Origin of the sequence: Roseicyclus persicicus, from assembly GCF_012395815.1 — a bacterium.
Classification (GTDB): Bacteria; Pseudomonadota; Alphaproteobacteria; order Rhodobacterales; family Rhodobacteraceae; genus Roseicyclus; species Roseicyclus persicicus.
The window spans coordinates 261,400-284,930 of the sequence record NZ_JAAZQQ010000001.1; the positions used below are offsets into that span (position 1 = coordinate 261,400).

Annotated in this window: 24 protein-coding genes and 1 riboswitch; of the genes, 16 read left to right on the forward strand and 8 right to left on the reverse strand. The window is 72.0% G+C overall.

All coding sequences use genetic code 11. The annotated features are described in order from the left end of the window. Positions 1–3 precede the first annotated feature (3 nt). Positions 4–1,185, reverse strand: a complete 1,182-nt coding sequence (locus HCU73_RS01345; protein ID WP_168621604.1) for an MFS transporter — start codon at positions 1,183–1,185, stop codon at positions 4–6. Positions 1,186–1,189: 4 nt separating this feature from the next. After that, positions 1,190–2,062: a glycosyltransferase family 2 protein gene (locus HCU73_RS01350; protein ID WP_168621605.1), complete on the reverse strand. Its 873-nt coding sequence runs from the start codon at positions 2,060–2,062 to the stop codon at positions 1,190–1,192. Between the two features lie 157 nt (positions 2,063–2,219). Here HCU73_RS01350 and miaB point away from each other — a divergent pair, with 157 nt between their 5' ends. Beyond that, a complete protein-coding gene (gene miaB, locus HCU73_RS01355) occupies positions 2,220–3,542 on the forward strand; it encodes a tRNA (N6-isopentenyl adenosine(37)-C2)-methylthiotransferase MiaB (RefSeq protein WP_168621606.1) in 1,323 nt (440 codons plus the stop codon). A gap of 6 nt (positions 3,543–3,548) precedes the next feature. Here the strand turns inward: miaB and HCU73_RS01360 are convergent, their stop codons facing one another. Beyond that, a complete protein-coding gene (locus tag HCU73_RS01360; protein WP_168621607.1) occupies positions 3,549–3,896 on the reverse strand; it encodes a hypothetical protein in 348 nt (115 codons plus the stop codon). Positions 3,897–4,336: 440 nt separating this feature from the next. Between HCU73_RS01360 and HCU73_RS01365 the strand changes: the two genes are divergently transcribed. The 8 genes from HCU73_RS01365 to metK all read left to right on the forward strand — a co-directional run bounded on the left by HCU73_RS01365 (position 4,337) and on the right by metK (position 12,035). Then, on the forward strand, positions 4,337–4,891 hold the full coding sequence (locus tag HCU73_RS01365) for an OmpA family protein (RefSeq protein WP_239025411.1): 555 nt from the start codon (positions 4,337–4,339) through the stop codon (positions 4,889–4,891). 14 nt (positions 4,892–4,905) lie between these two features. After that, the gene (locus HCU73_RS18590; protein ID WP_210730448.1) at positions 4,906–5,262 is read left to right on the forward strand and encodes a hypothetical protein; all 357 of its coding nucleotides are present in this window, start codon (positions 4,906–4,908) and stop codon (positions 5,260–5,262) included. A gap of 173 nt (positions 5,263–5,435) precedes the next feature. After that, positions 5,436–6,446, forward strand: a complete 1,011-nt coding sequence (locus HCU73_RS01375; RefSeq protein ID WP_168621609.1) for a PhoH family protein — start codon at positions 5,436–5,438, stop codon at positions 6,444–6,446. Between the two features lie 10 nt (positions 6,447–6,456). Then, complete coding sequence (locus HCU73_RS01380) at positions 6,457–7,755, forward strand: flavin monoamine oxidase family protein (RefSeq protein ID WP_168621610.1); 1,299 nt, start codon at positions 6,457–6,459, stop codon at positions 7,753–7,755. A 50-nt stretch (positions 7,756–7,805) separates the two neighbouring features. After that, positions 7,806–8,303 carry an rRNA maturation RNase YbeY gene (gene ybeY, locus HCU73_RS01385; RefSeq protein WP_168621611.1) on the forward strand — a complete coding sequence of 166 codons (498 nt, stop codon included), beginning with the start codon at positions 7,806–7,808 and terminating at the stop codon, positions 8,301–8,303. Positions 8,304–8,346: 43 nt separating this feature from the next. Next, on the forward strand, positions 8,347–9,246 hold the full coding sequence (locus HCU73_RS01390) for a hemolysin family protein (RefSeq protein ID WP_168621612.1): 900 nt from the start codon (positions 8,347–8,349) through the stop codon (positions 9,244–9,246). Further along, entirely contained in the window at positions 9,243–10,793 is a 1,551-nt protein-coding gene (gene lnt, locus HCU73_RS01395; RefSeq protein ID WP_168621613.1) for an apolipoprotein N-acyltransferase, read from the forward strand. Before HCU73_RS01390 ends, lnt begins: the two co-directional genes overlap by 4 nt. A 15-nt stretch (positions 10,794–10,808) precedes the next feature. Next, positions 10,809–10,858: riboswitch (SAM-SAH riboswitch) on the forward strand. 10 nt (positions 10,859–10,868) lie between these two features. Beyond that, positions 10,869–12,035, forward strand: coding sequence for a methionine adenosyltransferase (gene metK / locus HCU73_RS01400; protein ID WP_168622334.1), 1,167 nt, complete (start codon positions 10,869–10,871; stop codon positions 12,033–12,035). Between the two features lies 1 nt (position 12,036). Here the strand turns inward: metK and HCU73_RS01405 are convergent, their stop codons facing one another. Genes HCU73_RS01405 through HCU73_RS01415 form a run of 3 tightly spaced genes read right to left on the reverse strand, consistent with a single transcriptional unit; the run spans position 12,037 to position 15,316 of the window. Then, positions 12,037–12,744 (reverse strand): endonuclease/exonuclease/phosphatase family protein, encoded by a 708-nt coding sequence (locus tag HCU73_RS01405; protein WP_168621614.1) that lies wholly within the window; start codon positions 12,742–12,744, stop codon positions 12,037–12,039. 10 nt (positions 12,745–12,754) lie between these two features. Continuing rightward, positions 12,755–14,170, reverse strand: coding sequence for a cardiolipin synthase (gene cls, locus HCU73_RS01410; RefSeq protein ID WP_168621615.1), 1,416 nt, complete (start codon positions 14,168–14,170; stop codon positions 12,755–12,757). A 12-nt stretch (positions 14,171–14,182) separates the two neighbouring features. After that, complete coding sequence (locus HCU73_RS01415) at positions 14,183–15,316, reverse strand: site-2 protease family protein (RefSeq protein WP_168621616.1); 1,134 nt, start codon at positions 15,314–15,316, stop codon at positions 14,183–14,185. Between the two features lie 138 nt (positions 15,317–15,454). Here HCU73_RS01415 and trmB point away from each other — a divergent pair, with 138 nt between their 5' ends. From trmB to HCU73_RS01445, 7 genes are all read left to right on the forward strand, one after another. Continuing rightward, positions 15,455–16,162 carry a tRNA (guanine(46)-N(7))-methyltransferase TrmB gene (trmB, locus tag HCU73_RS01420; protein ID WP_168621617.1) on the forward strand — a complete coding sequence of 236 codons (708 nt, stop codon included), beginning with the start codon at positions 15,455–15,457 and terminating at the stop codon, positions 16,160–16,162. 184 nt (positions 16,163–16,346) lie between these two features. Continuing rightward, positions 16,347–17,717 (forward strand): aspartate aminotransferase family protein, encoded by a 1,371-nt coding sequence (locus tag HCU73_RS01425; RefSeq protein ID WP_168621618.1) that lies wholly within the window; start codon positions 16,347–16,349, stop codon positions 17,715–17,717. Between the two features lie 89 nt (positions 17,718–17,806). After that, positions 17,807–18,460, forward strand: coding sequence for a DUF4178 domain-containing protein (locus HCU73_RS01430; RefSeq protein WP_168621619.1), 654 nt, complete (start codon positions 17,807–17,809; stop codon positions 18,458–18,460). Beyond that, positions 18,457–19,743, forward strand: a complete 1,287-nt coding sequence (locus HCU73_RS01435) for a DUF4178 domain-containing protein (protein WP_168621620.1) — start codon at positions 18,457–18,459, stop codon at positions 19,741–19,743. The genes HCU73_RS01430 and HCU73_RS01435 overlap by 4 nt, the downstream gene beginning before the upstream one ends. Before the next feature lie 4 nt (positions 19,744–19,747). Continuing rightward, positions 19,748–19,933, forward strand: coding sequence for a hypothetical protein (locus HCU73_RS01440; RefSeq protein ID WP_168621621.1), 186 nt, complete (start codon positions 19,748–19,750; stop codon positions 19,931–19,933). A 16-nt stretch (positions 19,934–19,949) separates the two neighbouring features. After that, positions 19,950–20,168, forward strand: coding sequence for a DUF350 domain-containing protein (locus HCU73_RS18650; protein WP_239025412.1), 219 nt, complete (start codon positions 19,950–19,952; stop codon positions 20,166–20,168). Next, positions 20,165–21,727, forward strand: a complete 1,563-nt coding sequence (locus HCU73_RS01445) for a polyamine aminopropyltransferase (protein WP_239025413.1) — start codon at positions 20,165–20,167, stop codon at positions 21,725–21,727. Before HCU73_RS18650 ends, HCU73_RS01445 begins: the two co-directional genes overlap by 4 nt. A 130-nt stretch (positions 21,728–21,857) precedes the next feature. On the opposite strand, the gene HCU73_RS01450 is transcribed toward HCU73_RS01445, so the two are convergent. Together HCU73_RS01450 and HCU73_RS01455 are read right to left on the reverse strand one after the other, a co-directional pair. Then, complete coding sequence (locus HCU73_RS01450) at positions 21,858–22,463, reverse strand: alpha/beta hydrolase (protein ID WP_239025414.1); 606 nt, start codon at positions 22,461–22,463, stop codon at positions 21,858–21,860. Positions 22,464–22,504: 41 nt separating this feature from the next. After that, positions 22,505–23,425, reverse strand: a complete 921-nt coding sequence (locus HCU73_RS01455; RefSeq protein ID WP_168621624.1) for a ring-cleaving dioxygenase — start codon at positions 23,423–23,425, stop codon at positions 22,505–22,507. Between the last annotated feature and the right edge of the window lie 106 nt (positions 23,426–23,531).

The following is a 23,531-nucleotide window of genomic DNA, read 5'->3' on the forward strand; positions in this document are numbered from 1 at the left end:
TGCTCATGCGGGCAGCCGTTTCAGGAGCGCCGCGCCGAGGAGCGGGGCGGCGATGCACAAGGCGATCACCGCGCCGTAGCCCGCGAGGTCGGCCAGCACCGCGCCGAGGCCCGGCGCCGCGGCGAAGGCAAAGAGCGACAGCCGCGCGACCGCGCCCGCGCTTTCGCCGAAGCCGGCCTCGCCCATCACCTCGCGCGTCACCACGGGCCTGAGGATCGAGATAACCCCGTTGCCGAGCCCCTGCGCCACCGCGAACACCAGCACCAGCGCCGGCAGCGCCGTGGCCGCCCCCATCGCGACCGAGGCCGCGGCCAGCGTCAGGAAGGCCCCGAGCGCCACCCGCCGCGCCGCGACCTGCGCGCCCGCCAGCGTCAGGACGATGCGGCCGGCCACCTGCGCCGGACCGATGGTGGAGGCGGCCAGCACGGCCAGCCCGTCGGGCACGCCCAGCCCCTGCATCAGCGCCAGCATGTGCGACAGGAGGATCGCCGAGCCGAAGGCCGTCAGCGCGAAGCCCCCCGCCAGCGGCCAGAACCCCGGCCGCCGCGTGACCGACAGGGCGACGGCGCCGGGCGCGACCTCGACAGGGGTGCGCGCCTGCGCCTCGGCCTCGAGCCGGGCGGCGGCGAAGCGCACCAGCGGCAGGACCAGCACCAGCACGAGGCCGGCCAGCACCCAGATCGCCGCGCGCCAGCCCGCCGCGGCGGTGACGGCCGCCGTCAGCGGGTAGGCCAGCGTCGAGGCGAAGCCGGCGGCCAGCGTGATCGCGGTGATCGCCCGCCGGGCCCCGGCGCCGCGGGCGCGGGTGACGGTGGAAAAGGTCGCGTCATACAGGGTGAAGCCCATCATCAGCCCGAGCCAGGCCCAGACCGCGTAGAACTGCCAGAGCGCGCTGACCTGCGTCAGCGCGGCCAACCCCGCCAGCGCGCCCAGCGTGCCCAGCGGAAAGCCCGTGGCCGCGCGGCCACGGTCGATCAGCCGGCCCACATGGGGCGCGGCCAGCCCCTGCACCGCCAGCGCGAGGCTGAAGGCGCCCATCGCGCCCGTGGTGGACCAGCCGAATTCGCCCTGCCAGTGCAGCACCAGCGCCGGAAAGCTGTAGAAGATCGCGGCCCAGATCACCGTCTCGGCGACCATGAAGGCCAGCACGGGCGGGTCGCGCCAGGCGGGTGGCGCGGGCGTCATGGGGTCAGAACCACTGCCCCGGCTCCATCAGCCCCAGCTCCATCAGCTGCAGCGAGGACCAGTGGAACTGCGTCGAGCGGTGCCAGCGGTAGTCGTTGATGTCGTGGCGCGACCCGGGGTTGGTGCGCAGCGCCTTGGCGACGCGGAAGGAACAGATCGCCGCCGTCAGCGAATGGTGCCACGGGCAGGCGTAGGTATTCATTTCCTCGTCCGACAGGGTGTGGTCCTCGCGGAGCTGCAGCCCCGGCCTGGCCTGGAACAGGCCGACGCGGTCGATCTTGCGCTTGGGCTTGGCGACGTGTTCCTCGAAGCGCCAGCGCAGGCCGCCGTAGAAGTTCAGCTGCCGCTCCCGGGGGCGGCCGGTCTCGTCCGGGCGGGCCTCAGCGTAGTAGCCGGAGCTGTCCAGCAGCGCGGTGTCGAGCGACACGGCGTCGGGGTAGACGCGCAGGTCTGGGGCGTAGAGGTCGACGACATAGGTCAGGATCGCGCTGCGGCGTTCCTCCATCACCCAGGTCACCATCTCGCCGACGCTGCGATCCTCGCAGAACGGGTAGAACAGGTATTCGGCGTTGTAGCAGTAGTGCAGCCATTCGCCCGGCATCTTGTCGATCAGCGCGTTCACGGCGGCCTGCGTCGCGCCCGGCGCGCGGCTGCGGCCGCGGATCACGTGCAGCTTGGCCTTTGCCTCGGCGGGCAGGGGCGGCACCGTCACGTCGGGGGCGGCCACCACGAAGATCTGCCGGAACCCGAGCGAGCGGAGATGGTCCAGCGTCGAGCCGATCTCGACCCGGTCCTCGGCGATCAGCATCGCCGCGGGCCCCTTGCCGAAGCTGCCCGGCTGGGCCGCGGCGAACTGGTCGAGGTTGTCGAAATCCATGGCGGTCAGGTCGGGCCGGTCTGCTCTGTCGTGCCTCGGGCGCGAGTGTGGCGCGTCGCCGGGGCGAATTCAATCGCGGGATCGGTTGAAGCACGCGGTCCCCCCGTGTACATCCCGCGCGTCACCCTTTCCTTACCGCGGCAACCGGGCAGGCGCCATGACCGAGGCCAAGAAGCTCTTCGTCAAGACCTATGGCTGTCAGATGAACGTCTACGACAGCGAACGCATGGCCGAGGCGCTGGGCGCGCAGGGCTACGAGCAGGTCGACACCGCCGAGGCGGCCGACATGATCCTGCTCAACACCTGCCACATCCGCGAGAAGGCGGCGGAAAAGCTCTATTCCGACCTCGGCCGGCTGCGCCCGCTGCGCGAGGCCCGGCCCGACCTCAAGATCGGCGTGGCCGGCTGCGTCGCGCAGGCCGAGGGCGAGGAGATCATGCGCCGCATGCCCATCGTCGACCTCGTGGTTGGCCCCCAGACCTACCACCGGCTGCCGAAGATGATGGAGGCCGTGGCGCGCGGGGAAAAGGCGCTCGACACCGATTTCCCCGAGGAGGACAAGTTCGCCCACCTGCCCAAGGACCGGCGGGCGAAGCGCGGGCCGACCGCCTTCCTGACGGTGCAGGAGGGCTGCGACAAGTTCTGTTCCTTCTGCGTGGTGCCCTACACCCGCGGCGCCGAGGTGTCGCGCCCGGTGGAGCGGCTGTTGCGCGAGGCGCGCGACCTGGTGGAGCGGGGCGTGCGCGAGATCACGCTGCTGGGCCAGAACGTCAACGCCTACCACGGCCCCGGCCCCGAGGGCGGCGAATGGGGGCTGGCGCGGCTGGTGCGGGCGCTGGCCGGGATCGAGGGGCTCGACCGCATCCGCTACACCACCTCGCACCCCAACGACATGGAGGACGACCTGATCGCCGCCCATGGCGATTGCGGGAAGCTGATGCCCTACCTGCACCTGCCCGTGCAGTCGGGTTCGGACCGTATCCTGAAGGCGATGAACCGCAAGCACACCGCCGAGGCCTATGTCCGGCTGATCGAGCGCATCCGCGCGGCGCGGCCCGACCTCGTGCTGTCGGGCGATTTCATCGTCGGTTTCCCCGGCGAGACAGAAGCGGATTTCGAGGCGACCCTCGCGCTGGTGCGCGAGGTGGGCTATGGCAGCGCCTTCACCTTCAAGTATTCCGCCCGCCCGGGCACCCCCGCGGCCGAGCGCGCGCCGGTCGACCCGGCCGAGGCCGACGACCGGCTGCAGCGGCTGCAGGCGCTGATCGCCGAGCAGCAGCGCGCGACGCAGGCCGGCATGGTCGGCCGCACCGTGCAGGTGCTGTTCGAGAAGGCCGGCCGCGAGCCGGGCCAGATCGCGGGCAAGTCGGAATACCTGCACGCGGTCCACGTCGACGGCCCCGAGGCCCTGATCGGGCAGGTCGCCGCCGTCGAGGTGGTGGAAAGCCGCCCGAACTCGCTGGCCGGGCGGCTGGTCTGACCCGCGTCAGCCGCGCGGCGGGTTTTCCGCGAAGATCCGGTACATGGTGGCCTCGGCGTTCTCGGGCCGGTTGACCGAGGCGGCGTCGCGGCAGACCCGCTCGGCGATGGCGTGAGCCTCCGGGAAGCTGTAGCCGGCGGCGACGAGGCTGTCGACGAACTGCGGGTTCGGCCGATCCCAGATCACCTCGCTCGAGGGGCCGCGGAAGCAGCTGACGTTGATGACGACCGTGGTGGTCTGCTGCACGTGCGGGTGGTGCCCGCGGACCTGGTGGTCGGCGCTGGCCGGGCCGGCCATGGCGAGGAATCCGCCGCCGAGAACGGCAGCCGCAGAGAGAGCCTTGAACGCTGTCATGGTAAAGTCCTTCCCCCAAAGGATCTGTGGTCTGGCGGGTGGCAGCCCGCGCAGGATGCGGCAGCCTACCACAGCCGCCGCCGGCGGCGCGGTCACATTTCCGCCGTAATTCGCCGGAACCGTTTCATCATCGGAAACGGTCATGGCCCGCTGACCGGATTGGTTCGGCCACCCGGGGCATGAGGCGCCCGGGCGCGCCGGGAATGCCGGGCGCTGGGTCGCCGGATTGGCCGGGGACGGGCGAAAATGGCCGAATCGCCCCCTGCTTGTTTCCGATCCGGCGACATGTTCTCGAAGAAATCGCTTCCCTTGAATCCTGTTGCTGCTATCCTGCCGTAATCAAAGGTGTTTTCGCAGGGGTCCTGCCAGGCCGCGAAACCGGACTGTGACAGCGCCTGGAACAAGTGGGGGATGTTGATGTGATGGCCGCATTGTCACGCATGTTTGCGCGCGCGCTGGGCGGGGCCGCCCTGGTCGCAAGCGCCGTTCTGCTCGCGCCGCAGGCGGCCGAAGCCCAAAGCAGCACGACGATCACCGGGCGCGTGGAGCCCGGGATCTGGATCGACCCGGACGGCTGCATGCACTGGGTCGCCGACGGCGGCGTCGAGGGCTACATGGAAGGCCGGGTCAACCCGCACAACGGGATGCCGGTGTGCCTCGAGGTGAACACCTGCGCGGTGGCCAACACCGACGTGCTGTTCGCCACCGACAGCGCCCGCATGACGGCGAACGGCCGCGCCCAGCTGGAGCAGTTCTTCCGCTCGGCCGGCGCCTATGCCTACGCCATCTACGGCCACACCGACAGCCGCGCCTCGGACGAGTACAACATGAGCCTCAGCCAGCGCCGCGCCGCGTCGGTCGCGAACCTCGCCCGCTCGGTGGGCGCACGGGTCGCGCGCGAGATCGGCTATGGCGAGCGTCGCCCGGTCGCGCCGAACGACAGCGCCGCGAACATGCAGCGCAACCGCCGCGTCGAAATCGTGTGCTACCGCTGATCGGGGGAATGACCATGACCGGAACACTGAAACTGGCCACCCTGTTCGGCACCGCGCTGCTGGTCTCGGGCTGCGTCGAGAGCTTCGAGGGCGTGCGCCCCTCCACCGGCGACCCGAACGAGGTGCGCGCCATCGGCGAGGACCGCGGCCGCGACGCCGGCTCGCTGTCGCAGCTGGAGGCGGGCATCTACATCGACCCTGACGGATGCCACATCTGGATGATCGACGACGGCCTCGAGGGCTACTGGTCGCGCCGCCGCGACCCGGTCTCGGGCCTGCCGGTCTGCACCGACGTGGCGCCGCCGAACTCGATCGTCGGCAACATCAGCTCGAACCCCGGCATTCCCGACCGGGTGCCGCGCACGCGCTGACCCGCGGGCGCAGGGGCCATGCACCAGACGGGCGGTCCGCCGGGCCGCCCGTTTTTTCGTCCGCCCGCGCTACCGCATGAAGAAACTTCGGTGACACGCGCCACAATCTGTTGCGTTGCGTCCGGCGGGTTGCCACACTCGGACCCAGGCGCAACCCCAAACCGGAGCGTGATTTGGCGATCACCCCCCTGGCGGCCCCCACCGATGGCACCCCGGTCGAGCTGTCGCTCGAGTTTCCCGACAACCGTCTCCTGATCGAGCTCTGCGGCGAGTTTGACCGCAACCTGGCGCAGATCGAGCACCTGCTGTCCGTGCACCTGTTGCGCCGCGGCAACCGCCTTGCGGTGCTGGGCGAGGCGCGCGCCGAGGCGGTCGAGGTGCTGAAGAAGCTCTATGCCCGCCTCGAGGCCGGGCGCGGGATCGAACCCGGCGACATCGACGCCGCGGTGCGGCTCGGCGGGTCGGCCGAGGGCACCGGCGCCCGCGATGGCGACCAGATCGAGATGTTCCAGCGCGGGCCCCTCGAGATCGGCACCCGCAAGAAGACCGTCGAACCCCGCACCGAGGCGCAGCAGGCCTATGTGCGCAACCTGTTCACGCACGAGCTGGCCTTCGGCATCGGCCCCGCGGGCACCGGCAAGACCTACCTCGCGGTCGCGGTCGGCGTGAACCAGATGATCAACGGGCATGTCGACAAGATCATCCTCAGCCGCCCCGCGGTCGAGGCCGGCGAACGGCTCGGCTTCCTGCCCGGCGACATGAAGGAAAAGGTCGACCCCTACATGCAGCCGCTCTACGACGCGCTGAACGATTTCCTGCCGGGCAAGCAGCTGCAGAACCTGATGGCCGAAAAGACCATCGAGATCGCGCCGCTGGCCTTCATGCGGGGGCGGACGCTGTCGAACGCCTATGTCGTGCTGGACGAGGCGCAGAACGCCACGGCGATGCAGATGAAGATGTTCCTGACCCGGCTGGGGCAGGGCAGCCGCATGGTCATCACCGGCGACCGCAGCCAGGTCGACCTGCCGCGCGGCGTCACCAGCGGCCTGTCCGAGGCCGAGCGCATCCTCAAGGACGTGTCCGGCATCAGCTTCAACTACTTCACCGCCAAGGACGTGGTCCGGCACCCGATGGTCGCCAAGATTATCGAGGCCTATGACGCCGACGCGGGCCCGGTGGGCTGAGCCCCGCGCCATGCGTGGCCGCCGCCGGTTCCTCGGCCTGACGGGGGCGGCGCTTGCAGCGCCGGCCCTTCTGCGCGCCGAGGGTCATGTCGACGCCGAGGTCGTGGTGATCGGCGCGGGGGCCGCGGGCATCGCCGCGGCCCGGCAGCTGCTGGAGTGGGAATACGAGGTCGTCGTGCTGGAGGCGCGCGCCCGCGTCGGCGGGCGGGCCTGGACCGACGGCGGCGCCCTGGGGCTGGCGTGGGACCGCGGCGCGCAGTGGCTCCACAACGGCGGCGCCAACCCGCTCCGGGCCGAGGCGCGGGCGCTGGACCTGACCCTGACCGACAGCGTGTTCGAGGACATGCAGGTCACCCGCGGCGCAGAGGGCGAGGTGGACGAGGACGCGGCCGAGGCGCTGCTGGCCGCGCTGGGGCGGCTCGATGCCCGCACCGACGCCGCGGAGGCCGCGGCGGGCCCCGGCGCGACGCTGGCCGCGCTGGCCACCGGCGCGCCGTTCGAGGACGCCGCGCTGGCGCTGTCGGCGCTGTCGATGGGGGGCGACCCGGCGCGGGTGTCGCTGATCGACGCCGCCACGCTCGCCTCGGGCGAGGACGCGCTGGTCGAGGGGGGCACCGGCGGGCTGTTGCAGGCGCTGGCCCGGGACCTGCCCGTCCGCACCGGCCACGCGGTGACGCGGATCGACCTGCGCCCCGCCGATCACGTCGCGGTCTCGGGCGGGTTCGGCACGCTGCGGGCCGGCGTGGTGCTGGTGACGGTGCCGCCGATGGTGCTCGCGCGGGGCGGGCTGCGCGTCACGCCCGAGCTGCCCGACTGGAAGCAGGCGGCGCTGTCGGCGCTGGGTCCGGCCGAGTTCCTCAAGGTGGGCCTGCGGCTGGAAGCGCCCGCGCCGGAGGAGGCCGAGTTCGCGGTCGACCTCGACGCCGTGCTGGCCGGGCGGGGGGCGCTGTTGCACCTCGACCCGCGGGCGCCGCTGGCCTCGGTGCTGTTCGCGGGCGCCCATGCCAGTGCCCTCTCGGCCGAGGGCCCGCGTGCCGTCGCGGCGGCGGCGCGCGCGGTGCTGGACCACCACACCGGCCTTGCGGCGGTGGCGGTCGACCATCACGACTGGGCCGCCGACGCGCTCAGCCTCGGGCCCTGGGCGCGGGTCCGCCCCGGCGCCGACAGCGCGCGCGAGGACTACGCCGCGGCGGTGGACGGGCGGCTGTTCTTCGCGGGCGAGGCCGCACCAGGGCGGCTGGCGACCACGCTGGGCGGCGCCTGGGCGGCGGGGATCGCGGCCGCCGGCGAGATCTGGGAGGCCACCTGACGCGCGCGGGCCATTGACCGCCGCCGCGGGGCAGGGCAGGAGCCGGGGCCATGGAGATCGACATCCTGTTCGAGGACGACGGCTGGGACGAGGCCGGGGTCACGGCGCTGGCCGAGGCCGCCTGCACGGCCGCGCTGGCCGAGCTGGGGCTCGACCCGGCGCGCTTTGCCGTGTCGATCCTCGCCGCGGGCGACGACCGGATCGCGGGCCTGAACGCCGAGTTCCGCGGCAAGCCCGTGCCCACCAACGTCCTGTCCTGGCCCGCCGAGGAGCGCGGCGCCGAGACCCCCGGCGCGATGCCCGACCTGCCCGACCCCGACGCGGACGGCCCGCCCGAGGAGCTGGGCGACATCGCGCTGGCGCAGGGCGTGCTGGCGCGCGAGGCGGCCGAGGCGGGCAAGCCATTTGACCACCACCTGGCGCACCTGATGGTGCACGGGCTCCTGCACCTGTTGGGTTTCGACCACATCGACGATGCGGATGCGGCCCTGATGGAAGGTCTGGAAACCCGCATCCTTGCCAGACTGGGGGTCCCTGACCCATATTGATCCCACGGGCCGGTCAGGGCCCGGTTGTTTCTGGAAAGGAGCCATGAGCTCGAACCCCGATCCCTCGTCTCCTGCGGCGCGTGGCGCGCAGGGCGAGGATGACGACCCGCAGCCGCAGAGGCCGGGTTTTTTCGCACGATTGTTCGGCACAGGCGAGGACGCCGAGGCCGAGGAATCCCATGTAGACCATCATCCCGCTTCGGGGGGCGCGAACGGCACCGCGCTGCCCCAGTTCGGCATGTCCAACCTGCGCCGGATGCGCGTCGAGGACGTGATGATCCCGCGGGCCGAGATCGTCTCGATCTCCTGCGACGACGACCTGCCGGCGCTGGTGCGGGTGTTCCGCGACAGCGGCATGACGCGGCTGCCGGTCTACGAAGGCACGCTCGACAGCCCGATGGGCCTTGTGCACCTCAAGGACGTGGCGCTGCGCTACGGCTTCAACGGGTCCCATGACGGGTTCTCGCTGCGCACGATGCTGCGGCCGCTCCTGTACGTGCCGCCGTCGATGCCGATCGGGGTGCTCTTGCAGAAGATGCAGACCGAGCGCACCCACATGGCCCTCGTGATCGACGAGTATGGCGGGGTCGACGGGCTCCTGACCATCGAGGACCTGATCGAACAGGTCATCGGCGAGATCGAGGACGAGCACGACATCGAGGAGGCGCAGCCCTGGAGCCGCGAGGGCGAGGGGCGCTGGCTGGCGCTGGCGCGCGCGCCGCTCGACGAGTTCGAGGCCGAGCTGGGCCTGAGCCTGTCGGACGTCGACGACGAGGAGGAGGTCGACACGCTGGGCGGCCTCGTCTTCCTGTTGTCGGGCCGGGTGCCCGCGCGCGGCGAGGTGGTGCCGCACCCCTCGGGGGTGGAGTTCGAGGTCATCGACGCCGACCCGCGGCGGATCAAGCGGTTGCGCGTGCGGATGCCGAAAGGGGCGGCCGGTTGACCCATCCGACGGCGGCGCCGGGCCGCATCGGGAGCCTGTCGCCGCGCGCGCGGCTGGCGCTGGCCGCCGTCGCCGGGGCGGCGGCGGCGCTGGGGCTTGCCCCCTTCGACCTGTGGCCCCTGGGCCTTGCCGGGTTCGCCGGCGTGCTCCTGCTCGCCGGGGTCGCGCCGACGCCGCGCCGGGCGGCGCTGACGGCCTGGGTCGGGGCGACGGCCTATTTCGGCGTCGCGCTGCACTGGATCGTCGAGCCTTTCCTGGTCGATGTGGCGCGGCATGGCTGGATGGCGCCCTTCGCGCTGGTGTTCATGGCGGGCGGGCTGGCGCTGTTCTGGCTGGGGCCGGGCTGGATCGCGGCGCGCGCGGTGCCGGATCGGCCGGGGCTCCGGGTGGCGCTGCTGGCCGGGCTTGTCGTGCTGGCCGAGGCCGCGCGCGGCGTGGTGCTGACGGGGTTTCCCTGGGCGCAGCCGGGCCATGTGTTGATCGGGTCGCCGCTGCTGGCGCTGTCGGCTTTGGCGGGGCCGCAGGGGTTGACCCTGATCGTGATGGGCGTGGCGGCGGGGATCGCCGCGGCGCTCCTCGCCGGGCGGAGGGTGCTGGCGGGCGGGCTCCTCGCCGCGCCGATCCTCGCCGCGCTCCTCGCCCTTGCCGTGGTGCCCGAGGCGCCCGCGCCCGGCCCCGATGCGCCGGTCGTCCGGCTGGTGCAGCCCAACGCGCCGCAGCACCTGAAGTGGCGCGAGGACCTGATCCCCGTCTTCTTCCAGCGCGCGCTCGACCTGACCGCCGCCGCGCCCGATGGCCCCGCGCCTGCCCTGGTCCTTTGGCCCGAGACCACGCTGCCGGTGCTCCTGGAACGATCCGACGCCGCCCGCGCCCGCATCGCCGAGGCCGCGCAGGGCGCGCAGGTGCTGCTCGGCGGCCAGCGCTTCGAAGGCTTCCGTGCGCGCAACACCTCGGCGCTGCTGGCCCCCGACGGCCGCATCGCGCAGGTCTACGACAAGCACCACCTGGTGCCCTTCGGCGAATACATGCCCGGCGGCACCGCGGCCGAGGCGCTGGGCCTGCGCGGCGTGGCCGAGGTGCTGGCGGGCGGCTATTCGCCGGGCGACGGGCCCGCGCTGATCGCGCTGGGCGGCGGGCTGGGCACCGCCTTCCCGATGATCTGCTACGAGGCGATCTTTCCGGGCTACATCCGGCAGGTCGATCGCCCCGACTGGATGGCGCACCTGACCAACGACGCGTGGTTCGGCAGTTTCTCGGGGCCGTTCCAGCACCTCGCGCTGGCCCGGCTGCGCGCCGCCGAGCAGGGGCTGCCGGTGCTGCGCGCGGCCAACACCGGCGTCTCGGCGGTGATCGACGCGCGCGGCCGCGTGGTCGCGGCGCTGCCCCTGAACACGGCGGGCCAGCTCGACGCGCGCCTGCCGCCGCCGCTGCCGCCCACGGTCTATGCGCGCACGGGCGACTGGCCGGTTCTTCTGCTGGCTTTTCTTGCAACAGGCGCCGCCCTGCTGGCCGGCCGATGGAGACGGCCATTGCGCCCGAAGGCGTAACCGCGTAGAGCGCGGAATGCCCCACAACGGCTTCCTGGCGTGGGGTGATATTTTCCAATGGAGCACTTCCCCGACATGGCCCGCGACAACTACCTCTTCACCTCCGAATCCGTTTCGGAGGGGCATCCCGACAAGGTGTGCGACCGTATTTCCGACGCCGTTCTCGACGCCTTCCTCGCCGAGGAGCCCGAGGCGCGGGTCGCCTGCGAAACCTTCGCCACGACCGGCATGGTCGTCATCGGCGGCGAGGTCGGCCTCAGCGACAAGAACCGCCTCAAGACCTTCATGGGCATGATCGGCGAGATCGCGCGGGACTGCATCAAGGACATCGGCTACGAGCAGGAGAAGTTCCACTGGAACACCTGCCACGTGCTGAACTTCCTGCACGAGCAGTCGGCCCACATCGCGCAGGGCGTGGACAAGGACGGCGCCGGCGACCAGGGCATCATGTTCGGCTATGCCGTCGACGAGACGCCCGAGCTGATGCCGGCCCCGATCCAGTACGCCCACGCGATCCTGCGGCGCCTGGCCGAGGCCCGGAAATCGGGGCGTGAGCCGGTGCTCGGCCCCGATGCCAAGAGCCAGCTGACGCTGCGCTACGAGGGCGGCAAGCCGGTCGAGGCGACCTCGATCGTGCTGTCGACCCAGCACCTCGACGCGGACATGACGTCCGACGACGTGCGCGCCGTGGTCGAGCCCTACATCCGCGAGGTGCTGCCCTCGGGCTGGATCACCGAGAAGACCCAGTGGTGGGTGAACCCGACCGGCAAGTTCGTGATCGGCGGCCCCGATGGCGACGCGGGCCTGACGGGCCGCAAGATCATCGTCGACACCTATGGTGGTGCTGCCCCGCATGGCGGCGGTGCCTTCTCGGGCAAGGACCCGACCAAGGTGGACCGCTCGGCGGCCTATGCAGCGCGCTACCTGGCCAAGAACGTGGTGGCGGCGGGGCTGGCCAAGCGCTGCACGCTGCAGGTTTCCTACGCGATCGGCGTGGCCGAGCCCCTGTCGATCTACGTCGACACCCACGGCACCGGCGAGGTCGAGGAGGCCGCGATCGAGCGGGCGGTGCGCAAGGTCATGGACCTGACGCCGCGGGGCATCCGGCTGCACCTTGGGCTCAACCGCCCGATCTACCAGCGCACGGCGGCCTACGGGCACTTCGGCCGCGCGCCGGAGGCCGATGGCGGCTTCAGCTGGGAAAAGACCGACCTCACCGACGCGCTCCGCGCCGCGGTGTGACCTAGCCGCGCCGGTCCTCGGGGGCCGGCGCGAACTCCGCCCAGACCGGCAGGTGGTCGGACGCGTGCCGCGCCGCACCTTGCCGGATCACCCCCGCGCCCTTCACCGTCAGCCCCGCGCCATGGGCGAAGCGGTCGAGCGGCGCGACGGGGTAGGCGGCGTGGTAGCTGCGCCCCGGTGTCACCAGCGCAAAGCCGGGGCCCAGCGGCTCGAACCCGCCCTCGGGCGCCCATTCGTTGAAATCGCCGGCGATGATGGTGCGCGCGCGCGTCTCGGGCGCGATGTGCTCGCGGATCGCGTGCATCTGCAGCCGGCGCCAGCGCCGGATCAGCCCCAGATGCGCGCCGACCAGCGTGACGGCGCCGATCCCGGCGGCCTCGACCTCGACCTGCACTGCGCCCCGCGGCTCCAGCCCGGGCAGCGGCAGGCGGCGGACGCTGCGCACCGCGATGCCGGGCTTCACCAGGATCGCGTTGCCGTGCCAGCCGAGGCTGACGCCGGTCGCCCCGAGGTCGACGGCGTCGTAGTCGCTTTCGAGGTCGATCAGGTGTTTCGGGATCGCGGCGGGCCGGGCGCCGAGGCGCTTGTCGGCCTCCTGCAGGATGACGATGTCGGCGCCGCTGTCGGCGATCACGCCCATCACCCGTTCGGGGTTGCGCCGCCCGTCCAGCCCCACCGCCTTGCGGATGTTGTAGCTCAGGACCCGCATCGCCCGCCCCTCACAGGATCGGCGCGAAGAGCCGCGCGAGCGGTGCGCCCACGCGGATGCCCAGCGGCTGGCCCGACAGGGGTGTCGTCAGCCGTTCGGCCCGCGCGAAATCGCCCTCCAGCATCTCCGCCATCTCCCCGGCCAGCGCGGGGTCGAGGAAAAGCGCCATCGTCTCGAAATTCAAGCGGAACGAGCGGTTGTCGAAATTCGTGCTGCCCAGCCCCGAGAGCCGATCGTCGATCACGAGCGCCTTCTGGTGCAGGAACCCGTCGTGGTAGCGCCAGATGCCGACACCGGCCTCGACCAGCTCGTCGAAATAGGCGAAGGCCGCCAGCCACGGCAGGTGGTGGTCGATGCGGTCGGGCACGAGGATGCGCACGTCGCGCCCCTGCGCCGCGGCGTGTTTCAGCGCCGCGATCAGGGCGAGGTCGGGCACGAAATAGGGGGTCGAGATCCAGACCCGCGACCGCGCCGCGGCGATGGCGGCGAAGAACATCGCCGCCGCGCCGTCCTCGCCGTCGGTCGGGCCGGTGGCGACGATCAGCGCCTCGGTCGGGCCCGAGGGGGCGGGCGGCGACCAGTCGAGCTCGCGGCGGAGCGAGGTGCCGGTCAGCCAGTGCCAGTCCTCGGCGAAGATCAGCTGGAGCTGCTTGACCACCGGGCCGGTGACATGGGCGAAGGTGTCGCGCCAGGGGCCGAAGCGCGGGTCGCCGCCCATGTATTCGTCGCCCACGTTCAGCCCGCCGACGAACGCCTCGCGCCCGTCCACGATCACCGCCTTGCGATGGTTGCGGAAATTCACCTGCAGGTAGCGCGCCAGCGGCACGCGGCGGCCGCGCGCGATGCCCGCGATGCCGGCCGCCTGCATCTCCCGGATCGTGGCGCGCCCCAGCCGCGCGGACCCCACCGCGTCGACGTAGAGCCGCACCGCCACCCCGCGCCGGGCGGCGGCGATCATCCGGTCGATCAGGGCCCGGCCGGTGGCGTCGTCGCGCAGCGTGTAGAACTGCACCAGCAGGTCGTGCTCGGCCCGGTCGATGGCGTCGTGCAGCGCGGCATACGTCGCGGCCCCGTCGACCAGCAGGCTGACCGCGTTGCCGCCGACGAAGGGCATTCCCGCGATCCGCTCGAGGGGGTGGCGGTCGAAGCCGTCGGCGTCGGGGGCCGGGTGCGCGTCGGGGTCGGGGCGCTTGTCCTGGAACAGGAGGCGGCTCGCCCGGCGCTCGCGGGTGCGGCGGCGGTAGCGATGCGGGCCGAACAGCGCGTAGAGGAAGATGGCGATGTAGGGCGTGGTCAGCAGGAACACGACCCAGCCGACCGCCCCCTGCGGCGTGCGCGCGGCCCGGGCGGCGCGCCACGCGAGCAGGGCCGCGACCGCCACGACCAGCGCGGACAGGAGCGCGACAAGGGGGGCGGAGAGGACCATCGGCGCCCGCCGTCAGCGCGGTGCCGGGCCGCGCCCGAGCGCCTGCACCACGGCGATGTGGCCCATCAGGTCGCGCAGGCTGAGGATGCCGCGGAGCTGGCGGCCCTCGGCCACGATCAGCTTGCGGTGCGGGCCCTCGGCCAGCCGCGCCAGCGCCGCCTCGGCGGTCATGCGCGGCGGCACGATGCAGGCCTCGTCGAGCGGCGCCATCACCTCGGCGGCGGTGCGGGTGGCCCAGTCCGCGCGCGGGACGGCGCGCAGGATCTGCGCGTCGACGTAGCCCACGACCACGCCGCGTTCGACCAGCGGCACGAAGCTGACGGCGTGGGGCACCATCACCCCGTCGGCGATCTGGGCCAGCGTCATGTCGGGCGAGGCGGTCCAAGGATCGGCGGTCATCAGCTCGGCCACGCGGCGGCCGCGCAGGCTGTCCTGCATCAGCAGGCGCTGGTAGGTGCCGCGGCTGGCGTTCAGCACGAAGAAGCCGATCAGCACCAGCCAGACCCCGCCGATGCCGCCCCCCGACAGGGCCGAGAACAGCCCCAGCCCCATCAGCCCCAGCGCAAAGGCCGCGCCGGCGTTGCTGGCCTTGCGCGTGGCCTCCAGCATGTCGCCCGACCGGCTCCAGAGCCAGGCGCGCAGCACGCGGCCCCCGTCGAGCGGGAAGGCCGGCACCAGGTTGAACAGCGCGAGGATGAGGTTGATCGAGGCGAGATAGGCGAACAGCACGGCCAGCAGCCCCTCGGCCCCCACGACCAGCGCCGCCAGCGCGAAGAGCGCGGCCAGCGCGACGCTCATCGCCGGGCCGGCGACCGCGATCCAGAATTCCGACGCCGCGCTTTTCGGCTCGTCCACCAGTTCCGCCACGCCGCCGAACAGGAACAGCGTGATCCCCCCGATGCCGAGCCCGTAGCGGCGCGCCACCAGCGAATGGGCCAGCTCGTGCAGGATCAGGCTGGCGAAGAGGCCCAGCATCGCCACCAGCGCGAGGCCGAGGTAGGCGCCGTCGCCCAGGCCCGGCAGCACGTCGGGGAAGTAGCCCGAGGACAGGCTCCAGACGATCAGCGCCGCGATCAGGAGCCAGCTGGCGTCGATCTTGATCTCGAAGCCGAAGAGGTCGAACAGCTTCACGGAATGGCCGAACATCGGGCGCGCCTTTCGTCTCGTTCCTTGGCGAAGGTAAGCATTCCCGCGCGGAATAGAAGCGGGGCCGGGGATTGAGGCCCGCGCCCCGACCCGCTAGACCCGGCCGCCGAACCCACCCGCGCCGCGAGACCCCCGCCGATGACCGACGCCGCCCAGCGCCCCCACCGCAACTTCTACGGCCGCCGCCGCGGCAAGCACCTGCGCGAGAGCCAGGAGGGGTACCTGGCCGAGGACCTCGCCGCCCTGTCGCCGGGGCCGGTGGACTGGGACGCGAACCCCGACCGCAGGGCGCTGGACCTGGCCGCGCTGTTCGGCGGGCGCGAGGTCTGGGTCGAGGTGGGCTTCGGCGGCGGCGAGCACATGGTGCACCAGGCCGGGCTGAACCCGCAGGTCGGGATCATCGGCTGCGAGCCCTACATCAACGGCGTCGCCATGCTGCTCGGAAAGATCCGGCGGGCGGGCGTGACGAACCTGCGGGTGCATCCGGGCGACGTGCGCGACCTGTTCGACGTGCTGCCGGACGCATCGGTCGGCAAGGCGTTCCTGCTCTACCCCGACCCCTGGCCGAAGAAGAAGCATCATCGCCGCCGCTTCGTCACGCCCGAGCACCTGGAGCCGCTGGCCCGCGTGCTGAAGCCGGGTGCCGAGTTCCGGGTGGCGACCGACATCCCCGACTACGTGCGCCAGACGCTGGAGGAGGTGCCGCGCGCGGGCTTCGACTGGCTGGCCGAGGGGCCGGAGGACTGGCGCCGGCCCTGGGGCGACTGGATCCCGACGCGCTACGAACAGAAGGCGCTGCGCGAGGGGCGGGTGCCGCATTACCTGACCTTCCGCCGTCAGGGCTGAGGCGGGCGTTTTCCTCGAGGAAAACGCAAGGGAAACCTCGAGGTTTCCCGCGCGAAAAACTCGAGTTTTTCGCCCTCCGAACCGGCGTTTCGCCAATCCGCCCGGGCGCTCTGCCTGCCCACCCTTGCAGCCTGCCCGCGCGCGCCGCAGTCTCGCGCCCACGCCCGCCAGACAGGAGACGGCCATGCTGACCAACGACCAGCTTGCGAAATGGGACCGGGACCATTTCCTGCACCCCTCGACCCATCTCGCCCAGCACGCCCGCGGCGAGGCGCCCGGCCGGATCATCCAGACCGCCGAGGGCTGCTACATCACCGACCGCGACGGCAACCGCCTGCTCGACGCCTTCGCCGGGCTCTACTGCGTCAACATCGGCTACGGCCGGAAGGAGGTGGCCGAGGCCATCGCCGCGCAGGCGCATGAGCTGGCCTATTACCACGCCTACATGGGCCACGGCACCGAGGCCTCGATCACGCTGGCCCGCATGGTGATGGAGCGGGCGCCTTCACACATGTCCCGCGTGTTCTTCGGGCAGGGCGGGTCGGACGCGAACGAGACCAACGTCAAGCTCGTGTGGTACTACAACAACATCCTCGGCCGACCGCAGAAGAAGAAGATCATCTCGCGCTGGCGGGCCTATCACGGCTCGGGGCTGATGTCGGGGTCGCTGACGGGGCTGTCGCTGTTCCACAAGAAGTTCGACCTGCCGCTCGACACCGTGCGGCACACGACCTCGCCCTACTACTACCGCCGCGCAGACGCGTCCCAGACCGAGGAGCAGTTCAGCGCCCAGTGCGCCGCCGACCTCGAGGCGCTGATCGAGGCCGAGGGCGCCGACACCATCGCCGCCTTCATCGCCGAGCCGATGCTGGGCACCGGCGGCATCGTGCCGCCGCCCAAGGGCTACTGGGCGGCGATCACGCCGATCCTGGAAAAGCACGATATCCTGCTGATCGCGGACGAGGTCATCACCGGCTTCGGGCGGTTGGGCGAGATGTTCGCCTCGCCCTCCTACGGGCTGAAGCCCGACGTGATGACCATCGCCAAGGGCCTGACCTCGGCCTACGCGCCGCTGTCGGGGTCCATCGTGTCCGACAAGGTGTGGCGCGTGCTGGAGCAGGGCACCGACGAGAACGGGCCGCTCGGCCATGGCTGGACCTACTCGGCCCACCCGATCGGGGCCGCAGCGGGGGTGGCGAACCTCAGGCTTCTCGACAGCCTCGGGCTGGTGCGGAACGCGGGCGAGGTCGGGGCCTACCTGACGCGGACCATGGCCGAGGCCGTCGCGGCCCACCCGCACGTGGGCGAGGTGCGCGGCGCCGGCATGTTGACGGCGGTCGAACTGGTGGCCGACCGCGACACCCGCGCGGGCTTCGACCCGGCCGACAAGGTGGTGCCGCGCATCGTCGCCGCCATGGGCCGGCGCGGCGTGATCGCGCGGGCGATGCCGCAGGGCGACATCCTGGGCTATGCGCCGCCGCTGTGCCTGACGCGCGCCGAGGCCGACACCGTCGTCGCCGCCACCGCCGACAGCCTCGCCGAGATCCTCGGCTGAGCCCTGTCAAGGGGGGAGGTCCCGTGGCCCTCCCCCGCGACAAGCCCCTTGTCGCAAGGCCGGACAGGCCGCTAGGGTCGGCCGCAAGCTTGCGTGCCCGGTCCTTCTTCCGCGTGGAGACCTACGTGTCCCTGTCCTGCCCGAATTGCGGTTACGGCTTCGAGGACCTGCGGAAATCCACCCGCATGTTCGACTGCCCGTCCTGCGAGACGACGCTGTTCCGGCAGGCCGACGCGCTGGCGCCGATGGGCAACCACGGCGAGATGCACGAAACCCCCATGCTGGTCGGCATCGGCGACACCGTCGAGGCCGCGGGCAGCCGCTGGAGCGTGCTCGGCCATGTCCGCTACGACTACGGCCGCGGCACCTGGGACGAGCTGTGGGCCGAAACCTCCGACGGCGCCGGGGCCTGGATCTCGATCGACGAGGGCGACGTGGTGATCCAGCTGCCGGTGCCCCGCAGCAGCGTGCGGGCGGGCCTGGCGGACGAGCTGCGGCTGGGGGCGGGCGTGCGCGTCGACGGCGAGGTCTATACCGTCACCGAGATGGACAGCGCGAAGGCCGCCGCCTTCCGCGGCCAGCTGCCCGAGCAGATCGTGCTGGGCGAGACGCACCGCTTCGTCAACGCCACGAGCGACCAGGGCGAGCTCCTGTCGGGCGAGGTCTGGGACGGCGGCGAGGCGTGGTTCCTGGGCGACTGGCTCGATCCCTTCACCCTCAAGGTGCGGAGGGCCACCGGATGACGCGCGCGGCGGGCCTGAGTTCGATCAACTGCACGCAATGCGGCGCCGGCCTGTCGGTGCTGGGCGGCGGCCGGGTGATGACGCAGGTCTGCGGCTATTGCGGCTCGGTGCTGGACGCGCAGGACAACTACAGGATCCTCGACTCGATCGGGAAACGCGACCACCCCGACAGCCCGGTCCACATCGGCATGACCCTGCCGGTGCAGGGCGTGGACTTCGTGGTGATCGGGACGCTGGGCAAGGTGGAGCGCTGGCAGGGGCGGTCGTGGCGCTGGGTCGAGCACCAGCTGTTCTCGCCCACCCATGGCTATGCCTGGCTGACCTGGGAGGGCGAGAGCTTTACCTTCACCCGCAAGATCCGCGACTACGGGATCGGCAACGGCGTCACGCCCGCGGGCGTCGAGGTGTCCGAGACGCCGCCGGTCCGCGTCTACCGGGGCGAGCGCTACAAGTATTACGAGACCTCCACCGCCGAGATCGACTTCATGGAGGGGGAGTTCAACTGGCTGCCCCGGATCGGCGAGACGACGACCACGGTGGTGCTGCTCGGGCCCAAGGCCATGCTGGGCTTCCGCGCCGGCGAGAGCGAGGCCGAGGTGGAGCTGACCACGCTCCTCCCGCGGGAGGAGACGGCGCGGGCGCTGGGCGCGACGCTGCCCCCCGGCCGCCCGCCGCGCCACCCGCTGACGCCCTACCGCCCGCTGCGCGAGGAGGCGTTCATGCGGCTGGCCTTCGCCGCCTCGGCGGTGGTGGCGCTGGTGATGGCGCTGGTCCTGGCCCTGTCGGGCGCGCAGGTGTTCAACCAGTCGGGCATCCCGATCACGCAGCTGCCGGCGCGCTACGCCGTTCCGATCACGAACACGGCCCAGTTGGCCCAGCTGCGCGTGCGCGCCGATCTCGACAATGCCTGGGCCGTGTTCGGGGCCGAGGTGCGCGGGCCCGACGGGGCGGTGATCTTCGCGGGCGAGGGGGTCGCCGAACGCTACAGCGGCGTCGATGGCGGCGAGTCCTGGAGCGAGGGCAACAGCACCGCCGCCCTGACCTTCCGGCCGCGCGCGGCGGGGATGCACGAGGTCACGGTGATGCGCGGGCAGGAACAGACGGTGGGCCCGTTCGGCTACGGCCCGCAGCGCGTCGCCATCAGCGTGCACGAGGGCCGGTCCGCGGTGGCCTGGCTGATCGGGGCGGCGATCCTGTTCGGGATCGGCTGGATCGGCCTGACCGGGCGGCGCGCGATCCACGAGAAGCTGCGCTTCGCCGGCGGCGACTGGCACGAGGAGTGAGGCGATGACCCCCTTCCGCATCGTGATCGCCGCGGGCTGCCTGCTGCTCCTGTCCGGCGCGGGCTACCTGTCCTGGAGCGGGGCGGGGGCCGGCGGGGGCGGCGACGGCGTGCAGGCGGCCTCGGTGCGCACGGGCTCGCCCGGGACCGGCTCGACCGGCGGCTACGGGTTTTTCGGACGCGTCAAATGACCAGAAAGGAAAGCTGATGTTCCAGGGGATCCTCCTCTACGAAGTCGTCTCGATGCTGTTCTACACCGGCCTCGGCATGGGGCTGATGTGGATCTGCTGGAAGGTGGTCGACCTCGTGACGCCCTTCCCGATCATCAAGGAGATCGAGGAGGACCAGAACGTCGCGCTGGCGATCCTGATCGCGTCGATCTTCATCGCGATGGCGATCATCATCGCGGCCGTCATCCTGTCTTGACCGCCGCCAAGGGCCCGCCCCGCGGGCCGGACGTGACGCCCAAGGTCGCGTGGCTGCTGGCCGCGACCTTCGTCGTCGCCGTCGCCGGCCTGATCTACGAGTTGATCGCGGCCACGATCTCGAGCTATCTGCTGGGCGATTCCGTGCGGCAGTTCAGTTTCGTCATCGGGGTGTTCCTGACCGCGATGGGGGTCGGCGCCTATGTCTCGCGCTACGTGGGCGACGCGCTGTCGGGCTTCGTGCGGGCGCAGATGGCGCTGGGGGTGGTGGGCGGCGCGCTCGGGCCGGTCCTGTTCTTTTCCTACGCCTGGTACGGGGCGGTGGGGCTGCCGCTCTATGGCGGGTTGGTGGTGATCGGCATCCTGTCGGGGATGGAGATCCCGCTGATCACGCGGGTGATGAAGGAGATCGGGGCGGCCGAGTTCCGCTTCGAGAACGTGCTGACGGCGGATTACGTCGGCGCGCTGGCGGCGTCGCTGGCCTTTCCGCTGCTGATCATTCCCAACCTGTCGCTGATGGCGGCGTCGCTCGCCTTCGGCACGCTGAACCTGCTGGTGGCGGGGTTCTCGCTGTGGCTGTTCCGCGACCGGCTGCCGGCTGTCTACTGGGCGCCCTGGGGGGTGTTCCTGGCGGCGGGCCTCCTCGCGCTCGGCGGGGCCGAGCGGCTCGTCGGCGTGGTCGATGCGCGGCTGTTCGAGGACGAGGTGATCCTGTCCGAGACGACGCCCTACCAGTCGATCGTGCTGACCCGCTTCGACGACCGCTACCGGCTGTTCCTCGACCATTCGATCCAGTTCGACAGCCTCGACGAGCATCGCTACCACGAGGCGCTGGTGCACCCGGCGATGGGGCTGGCGCCGCGGGTCGCGGATGTGCTGGTGCTGGGCGGCGGCGACGGGATGGCGGTGCGCGAGGTGCTGCGGCATCCGGGCGTGGAGCGGGTGCGGCTGGTGGACCTCGACCCGCGGGTGACGGAGCTGTTCTCGCAAAACCCCGACCTCGTGGCGCTGAACGCGGGCGCGCTGACCGATCCGCGGGTGGAGATCGTGAACGCCGACGCCTGGGCCTTCCTGGCCGGGGACGACGGCATCTACGACGTCATCATCGCCGACCTGCCCGACCCCAAATCCATCGCCCTGTCCAAGCTCTATTCCATCGAGTTCTACGCGATGATGGCCGAGCGCCTGTCGGGCGCCGGGATCTTCGTGACCCAGGCGGGCTCGCCCACCTTCGCACCCGGCGCGTTCTGGACCGTCGAGGCGACGCTGGCGGCCACGCGCAATCCGCTTGCGCCCGGCGAGGGGCTGGGGACGCTGCCCTACCACGTCTACGTCCCGAGCTTCGGGGACTGGGGTTTCGTGCTGGCCGCGCCGATGCTGCCGGCCGAGGGGCGGGTGCCGGCGCTGCCCGAGGGCCTCAGGCACCTGACGCCGGAGGTCTGGGCGGCGAGCCGGGCCTTCGGGCCGGACCAGGGGCCGCGGGAGGTGGAGGTGAACTCGATCCAGGGGCACCCGCTGGTGGCGGAATACGAGCGCGGGTGGGGGTTCTGGTTCCGCTGACCCGGCCTTGCGCGGGTTGAGGGTGCGGGAGCCTCCCCTTTCGGCAGCGAAGTCGCCAGTCGGGCAGCGGGCGGGAGTATTTGGAAAGCAAAGATGGGGCAGGAGCGGTGTGCCGTCCCTGCCCGGTCTTTCAGTGGTTGAGGGTGGCGCGCATCGCGGTGAGCCCGGCGTCGGTCAGGCCGTGGCCGGGGCCGGGCTCGACGTGCAGGGCGGCATTCGCGCCGAGGGCGGCGAAGGCGGCGCGGCTGTCCTCGGCGCGCTTGAGCGGGATGTGGGGGTCCTGCTCGTGGACCGTGATCGTCACCGGCAGGCCGGTGAGGTCGGTCGCGTAGTCGAAGCGCTTGGGCGCATGGCCGTAGAGGGCGGGGTCGGGCGTGGGGCCGGCATCCCCGGTACCGACGAGGCCGGCGGAGAGGCCGAAGACGGCCGCCAGCCCACCCCGGCGCGCGGCGTATTCCAGCGCGAGGCAGCCGCCCTGGCTGAAGCCCGCCAGCGCGATGCGGCCGCAGTCGAGGCCCTCGGCCGTCAGGGCGGCGATGGCCGCGTCGACGGCGGCGAGGCCCTGGGCGACGTGGCGCTCCATCTGCGCCGAAGGGGCGAGGAAGGAGGTCGGCCACCAGCTGTGCCCCGGCGCCTGCGGGGCGGCAAGCGCCAGGTCGGGCAGGCCGAGCGCCGCGCCGAGGCGCAGGATGTCGTCGGCCGACCCGCCCCGGCCGTGCAGCAGGACGAGACCCATTCGTGCCGTCCCCCCGCCGGTGCCCGCGCGCGCGACCCCGGTCATCCGGCCACCCGCAGGGGCGGCAGGACGCGCTCGATCCGGGCGCGGTAGGGCTCGTATTGCGGCGGCAGCTTCAGCGCCTCGCCCAGATGCGCGGCGTCCTCGTCCACGGCGAAGCCCGGCGGGTCGGTGGCGATCTCGAACAGCACGCCGCCCGGTTCGCGGAAGTAGATCGCGTTGAAATACTGCCGGTCGCGCACCTCGGTCACGGCGTGGCCGGCGCTGCGCAGGCGCTCCTGCCACTCGGCCTGCACGGCGTCGTCCTCGGCGCGGAAGGCGACGTGGTGGATGGTGCCCGCGCCCTGCCGCCCGATCGACGGGGCATCGGAGCGGATCAGGTCGACCACCGTGCCGCGCGCGTCGCCCGGCGTGACGAGGCGCAGGCGTTCGATCCCGCCCGCGGTTTCGTGGCCGGCCTCGGCATAGCCGAAGTGGTCCGTCAGGAGGCGGGCGGTGGGGGCGAGGTCGGCCTCCCACAGCGTGACGGAGTGGAACCCGTCGAGCGGCTCGTCCGACACGCGGTTGGTCTCCACGAGGTCCACCGGCGCGCCGTCGGGGTCGCGCAGCGTGATGACGCGCTGGCCGAAGCGGTCAAAGGGGCCGTCGAAGTCAACGGCGTCGGCGGCCAGCCGTTCCATCCAGCCGTCGAACTGGCCGGCGGGCACGGCGTAGGCGTAGCCCGCGGCCATGCCGGGGCCGGCGCGGCCGGGGCCGGCGTCGACGAAGGGGAAGAAGGTCAGGATCGTGCCCGGCTCGGCGCCGGTGTTGCCGTAGTAGAGGTGGTAGACGTCGGGCGCGTCGAAGTTGACGGTCTTCTTGACCAGCCGCTGGCGCAGCGTGCCGGTGTAGAAATCGACGTTGGCCTGCGGCGGGCCGGAGATGGCGGTGACATGGTGGATGCCGGGGATGCGGCGGGGCATGGCTGTGGCCTCCTCAGGGATGCATGGGCGGGGCGGGGCCCCGGTTGCGGCTTGAGATGGCGCAGGGCGGGCCGCGCATCAATGCACATGGGCACAGGGTGACTGT

Excerpts from the sequence above, each read along its gene's own strand:
- HCU73_RS01345 (WP_168621604.1), bottom strand. The coding sequence starts at position 1,185 with ATGACGCCCGCGCCACCCGCCTGGCGCGACCCGCCCGTGCTGGCCTTC.
- HCU73_RS01350 (WP_168621605.1), bottom strand. The coding sequence starts at position 2,062 with ATGGATTTCGACAACCTCGACCAGTTCGCCGCGGCCCAGCCGGGCAGC.
- miaB (WP_168621606.1), top strand. The coding sequence starts at position 2,220 with ATGACCGAGGCCAAGAAGCTCTTCGTCAAGACCTATGGCTGTCAGATG.
- HCU73_RS01360 (WP_168621607.1), bottom strand. The coding sequence starts at position 3,896 with ATGACAGCGTTCAAGGCTCTCTCTGCGGCTGCCGTTCTCGGCGGCGGA.
- HCU73_RS01365 (WP_239025411.1), top strand. The coding sequence starts at position 4,337 with ATGTTTGCGCGCGCGCTGGGCGGGGCCGCCCTGGTCGCAAGCGCCGTT.
- HCU73_RS18590 (WP_210730448.1), top strand. The coding sequence starts at position 4,906 with ATGACCGGAACACTGAAACTGGCCACCCTGTTCGGCACCGCGCTGCTG.
- HCU73_RS01380 (WP_168621610.1), top strand. The coding sequence starts at position 6,457 with ATGCGTGGCCGCCGCCGGTTCCTCGGCCTGACGGGGGCGGCGCTTGCA.
- ybeY (WP_168621611.1), top strand. The coding sequence starts at position 7,806 with ATGGAGATCGACATCCTGTTCGAGGACGACGGCTGGGACGAGGCCGGG.
- HCU73_RS01390 (WP_168621612.1), top strand. The coding sequence starts at position 8,347 with ATGAGCTCGAACCCCGATCCCTCGTCTCCTGCGGCGCGTGGCGCGCAG.
- metK (WP_168622334.1), top strand. The coding sequence starts at position 10,869 with ATGGCCCGCGACAACTACCTCTTCACCTCCGAATCCGTTTCGGAGGGG.
- HCU73_RS01405 (WP_168621614.1), bottom strand. The coding sequence starts at position 12,744 with ATGCGGGTCCTGAGCTACAACATCCGCAAGGCGGTGGGGCTGGACGGG.
- cls (WP_168621615.1), bottom strand. The coding sequence starts at position 14,170 with ATGGTCCTCTCCGCCCCCCTTGTCGCGCTCCTGTCCGCGCTGGTCGTG.
- HCU73_RS01415 (WP_168621616.1), bottom strand. The coding sequence starts at position 15,316 with ATGTTCGGCCATTCCGTGAAGCTGTTCGACCTCTTCGGCTTCGAGATC.
- trmB (WP_168621617.1), top strand. The coding sequence starts at position 15,455 with ATGACCGACGCCGCCCAGCGCCCCCACCGCAACTTCTACGGCCGCCGC.
- HCU73_RS01425 (WP_168621618.1), top strand. The coding sequence starts at position 16,347 with ATGCTGACCAACGACCAGCTTGCGAAATGGGACCGGGACCATTTCCTG.
- HCU73_RS01435 (WP_168621620.1), top strand. The coding sequence starts at position 18,457 with ATGACGCGCGCGGCGGGCCTGAGTTCGATCAACTGCACGCAATGCGGC.
- HCU73_RS01440 (WP_168621621.1), top strand. The coding sequence starts at position 19,748 with ATGACCCCCTTCCGCATCGTGATCGCCGCGGGCTGCCTGCTGCTCCTG.
- HCU73_RS18650 (WP_239025412.1), top strand. The coding sequence starts at position 19,950 with ATGTTCCAGGGGATCCTCCTCTACGAAGTCGTCTCGATGCTGTTCTAC.
- HCU73_RS01450 (WP_239025414.1), bottom strand. The coding sequence starts at position 22,463 with ATGGGTCTCGTCCTGCTGCACGGCCGGGGCGGGTCGGCCGACGACATC.
- HCU73_RS01455 (WP_168621624.1), bottom strand. The coding sequence starts at position 23,425 with ATGCCCCGCCGCATCCCCGGCATCCACCATGTCACCGCCATCTCCGGC.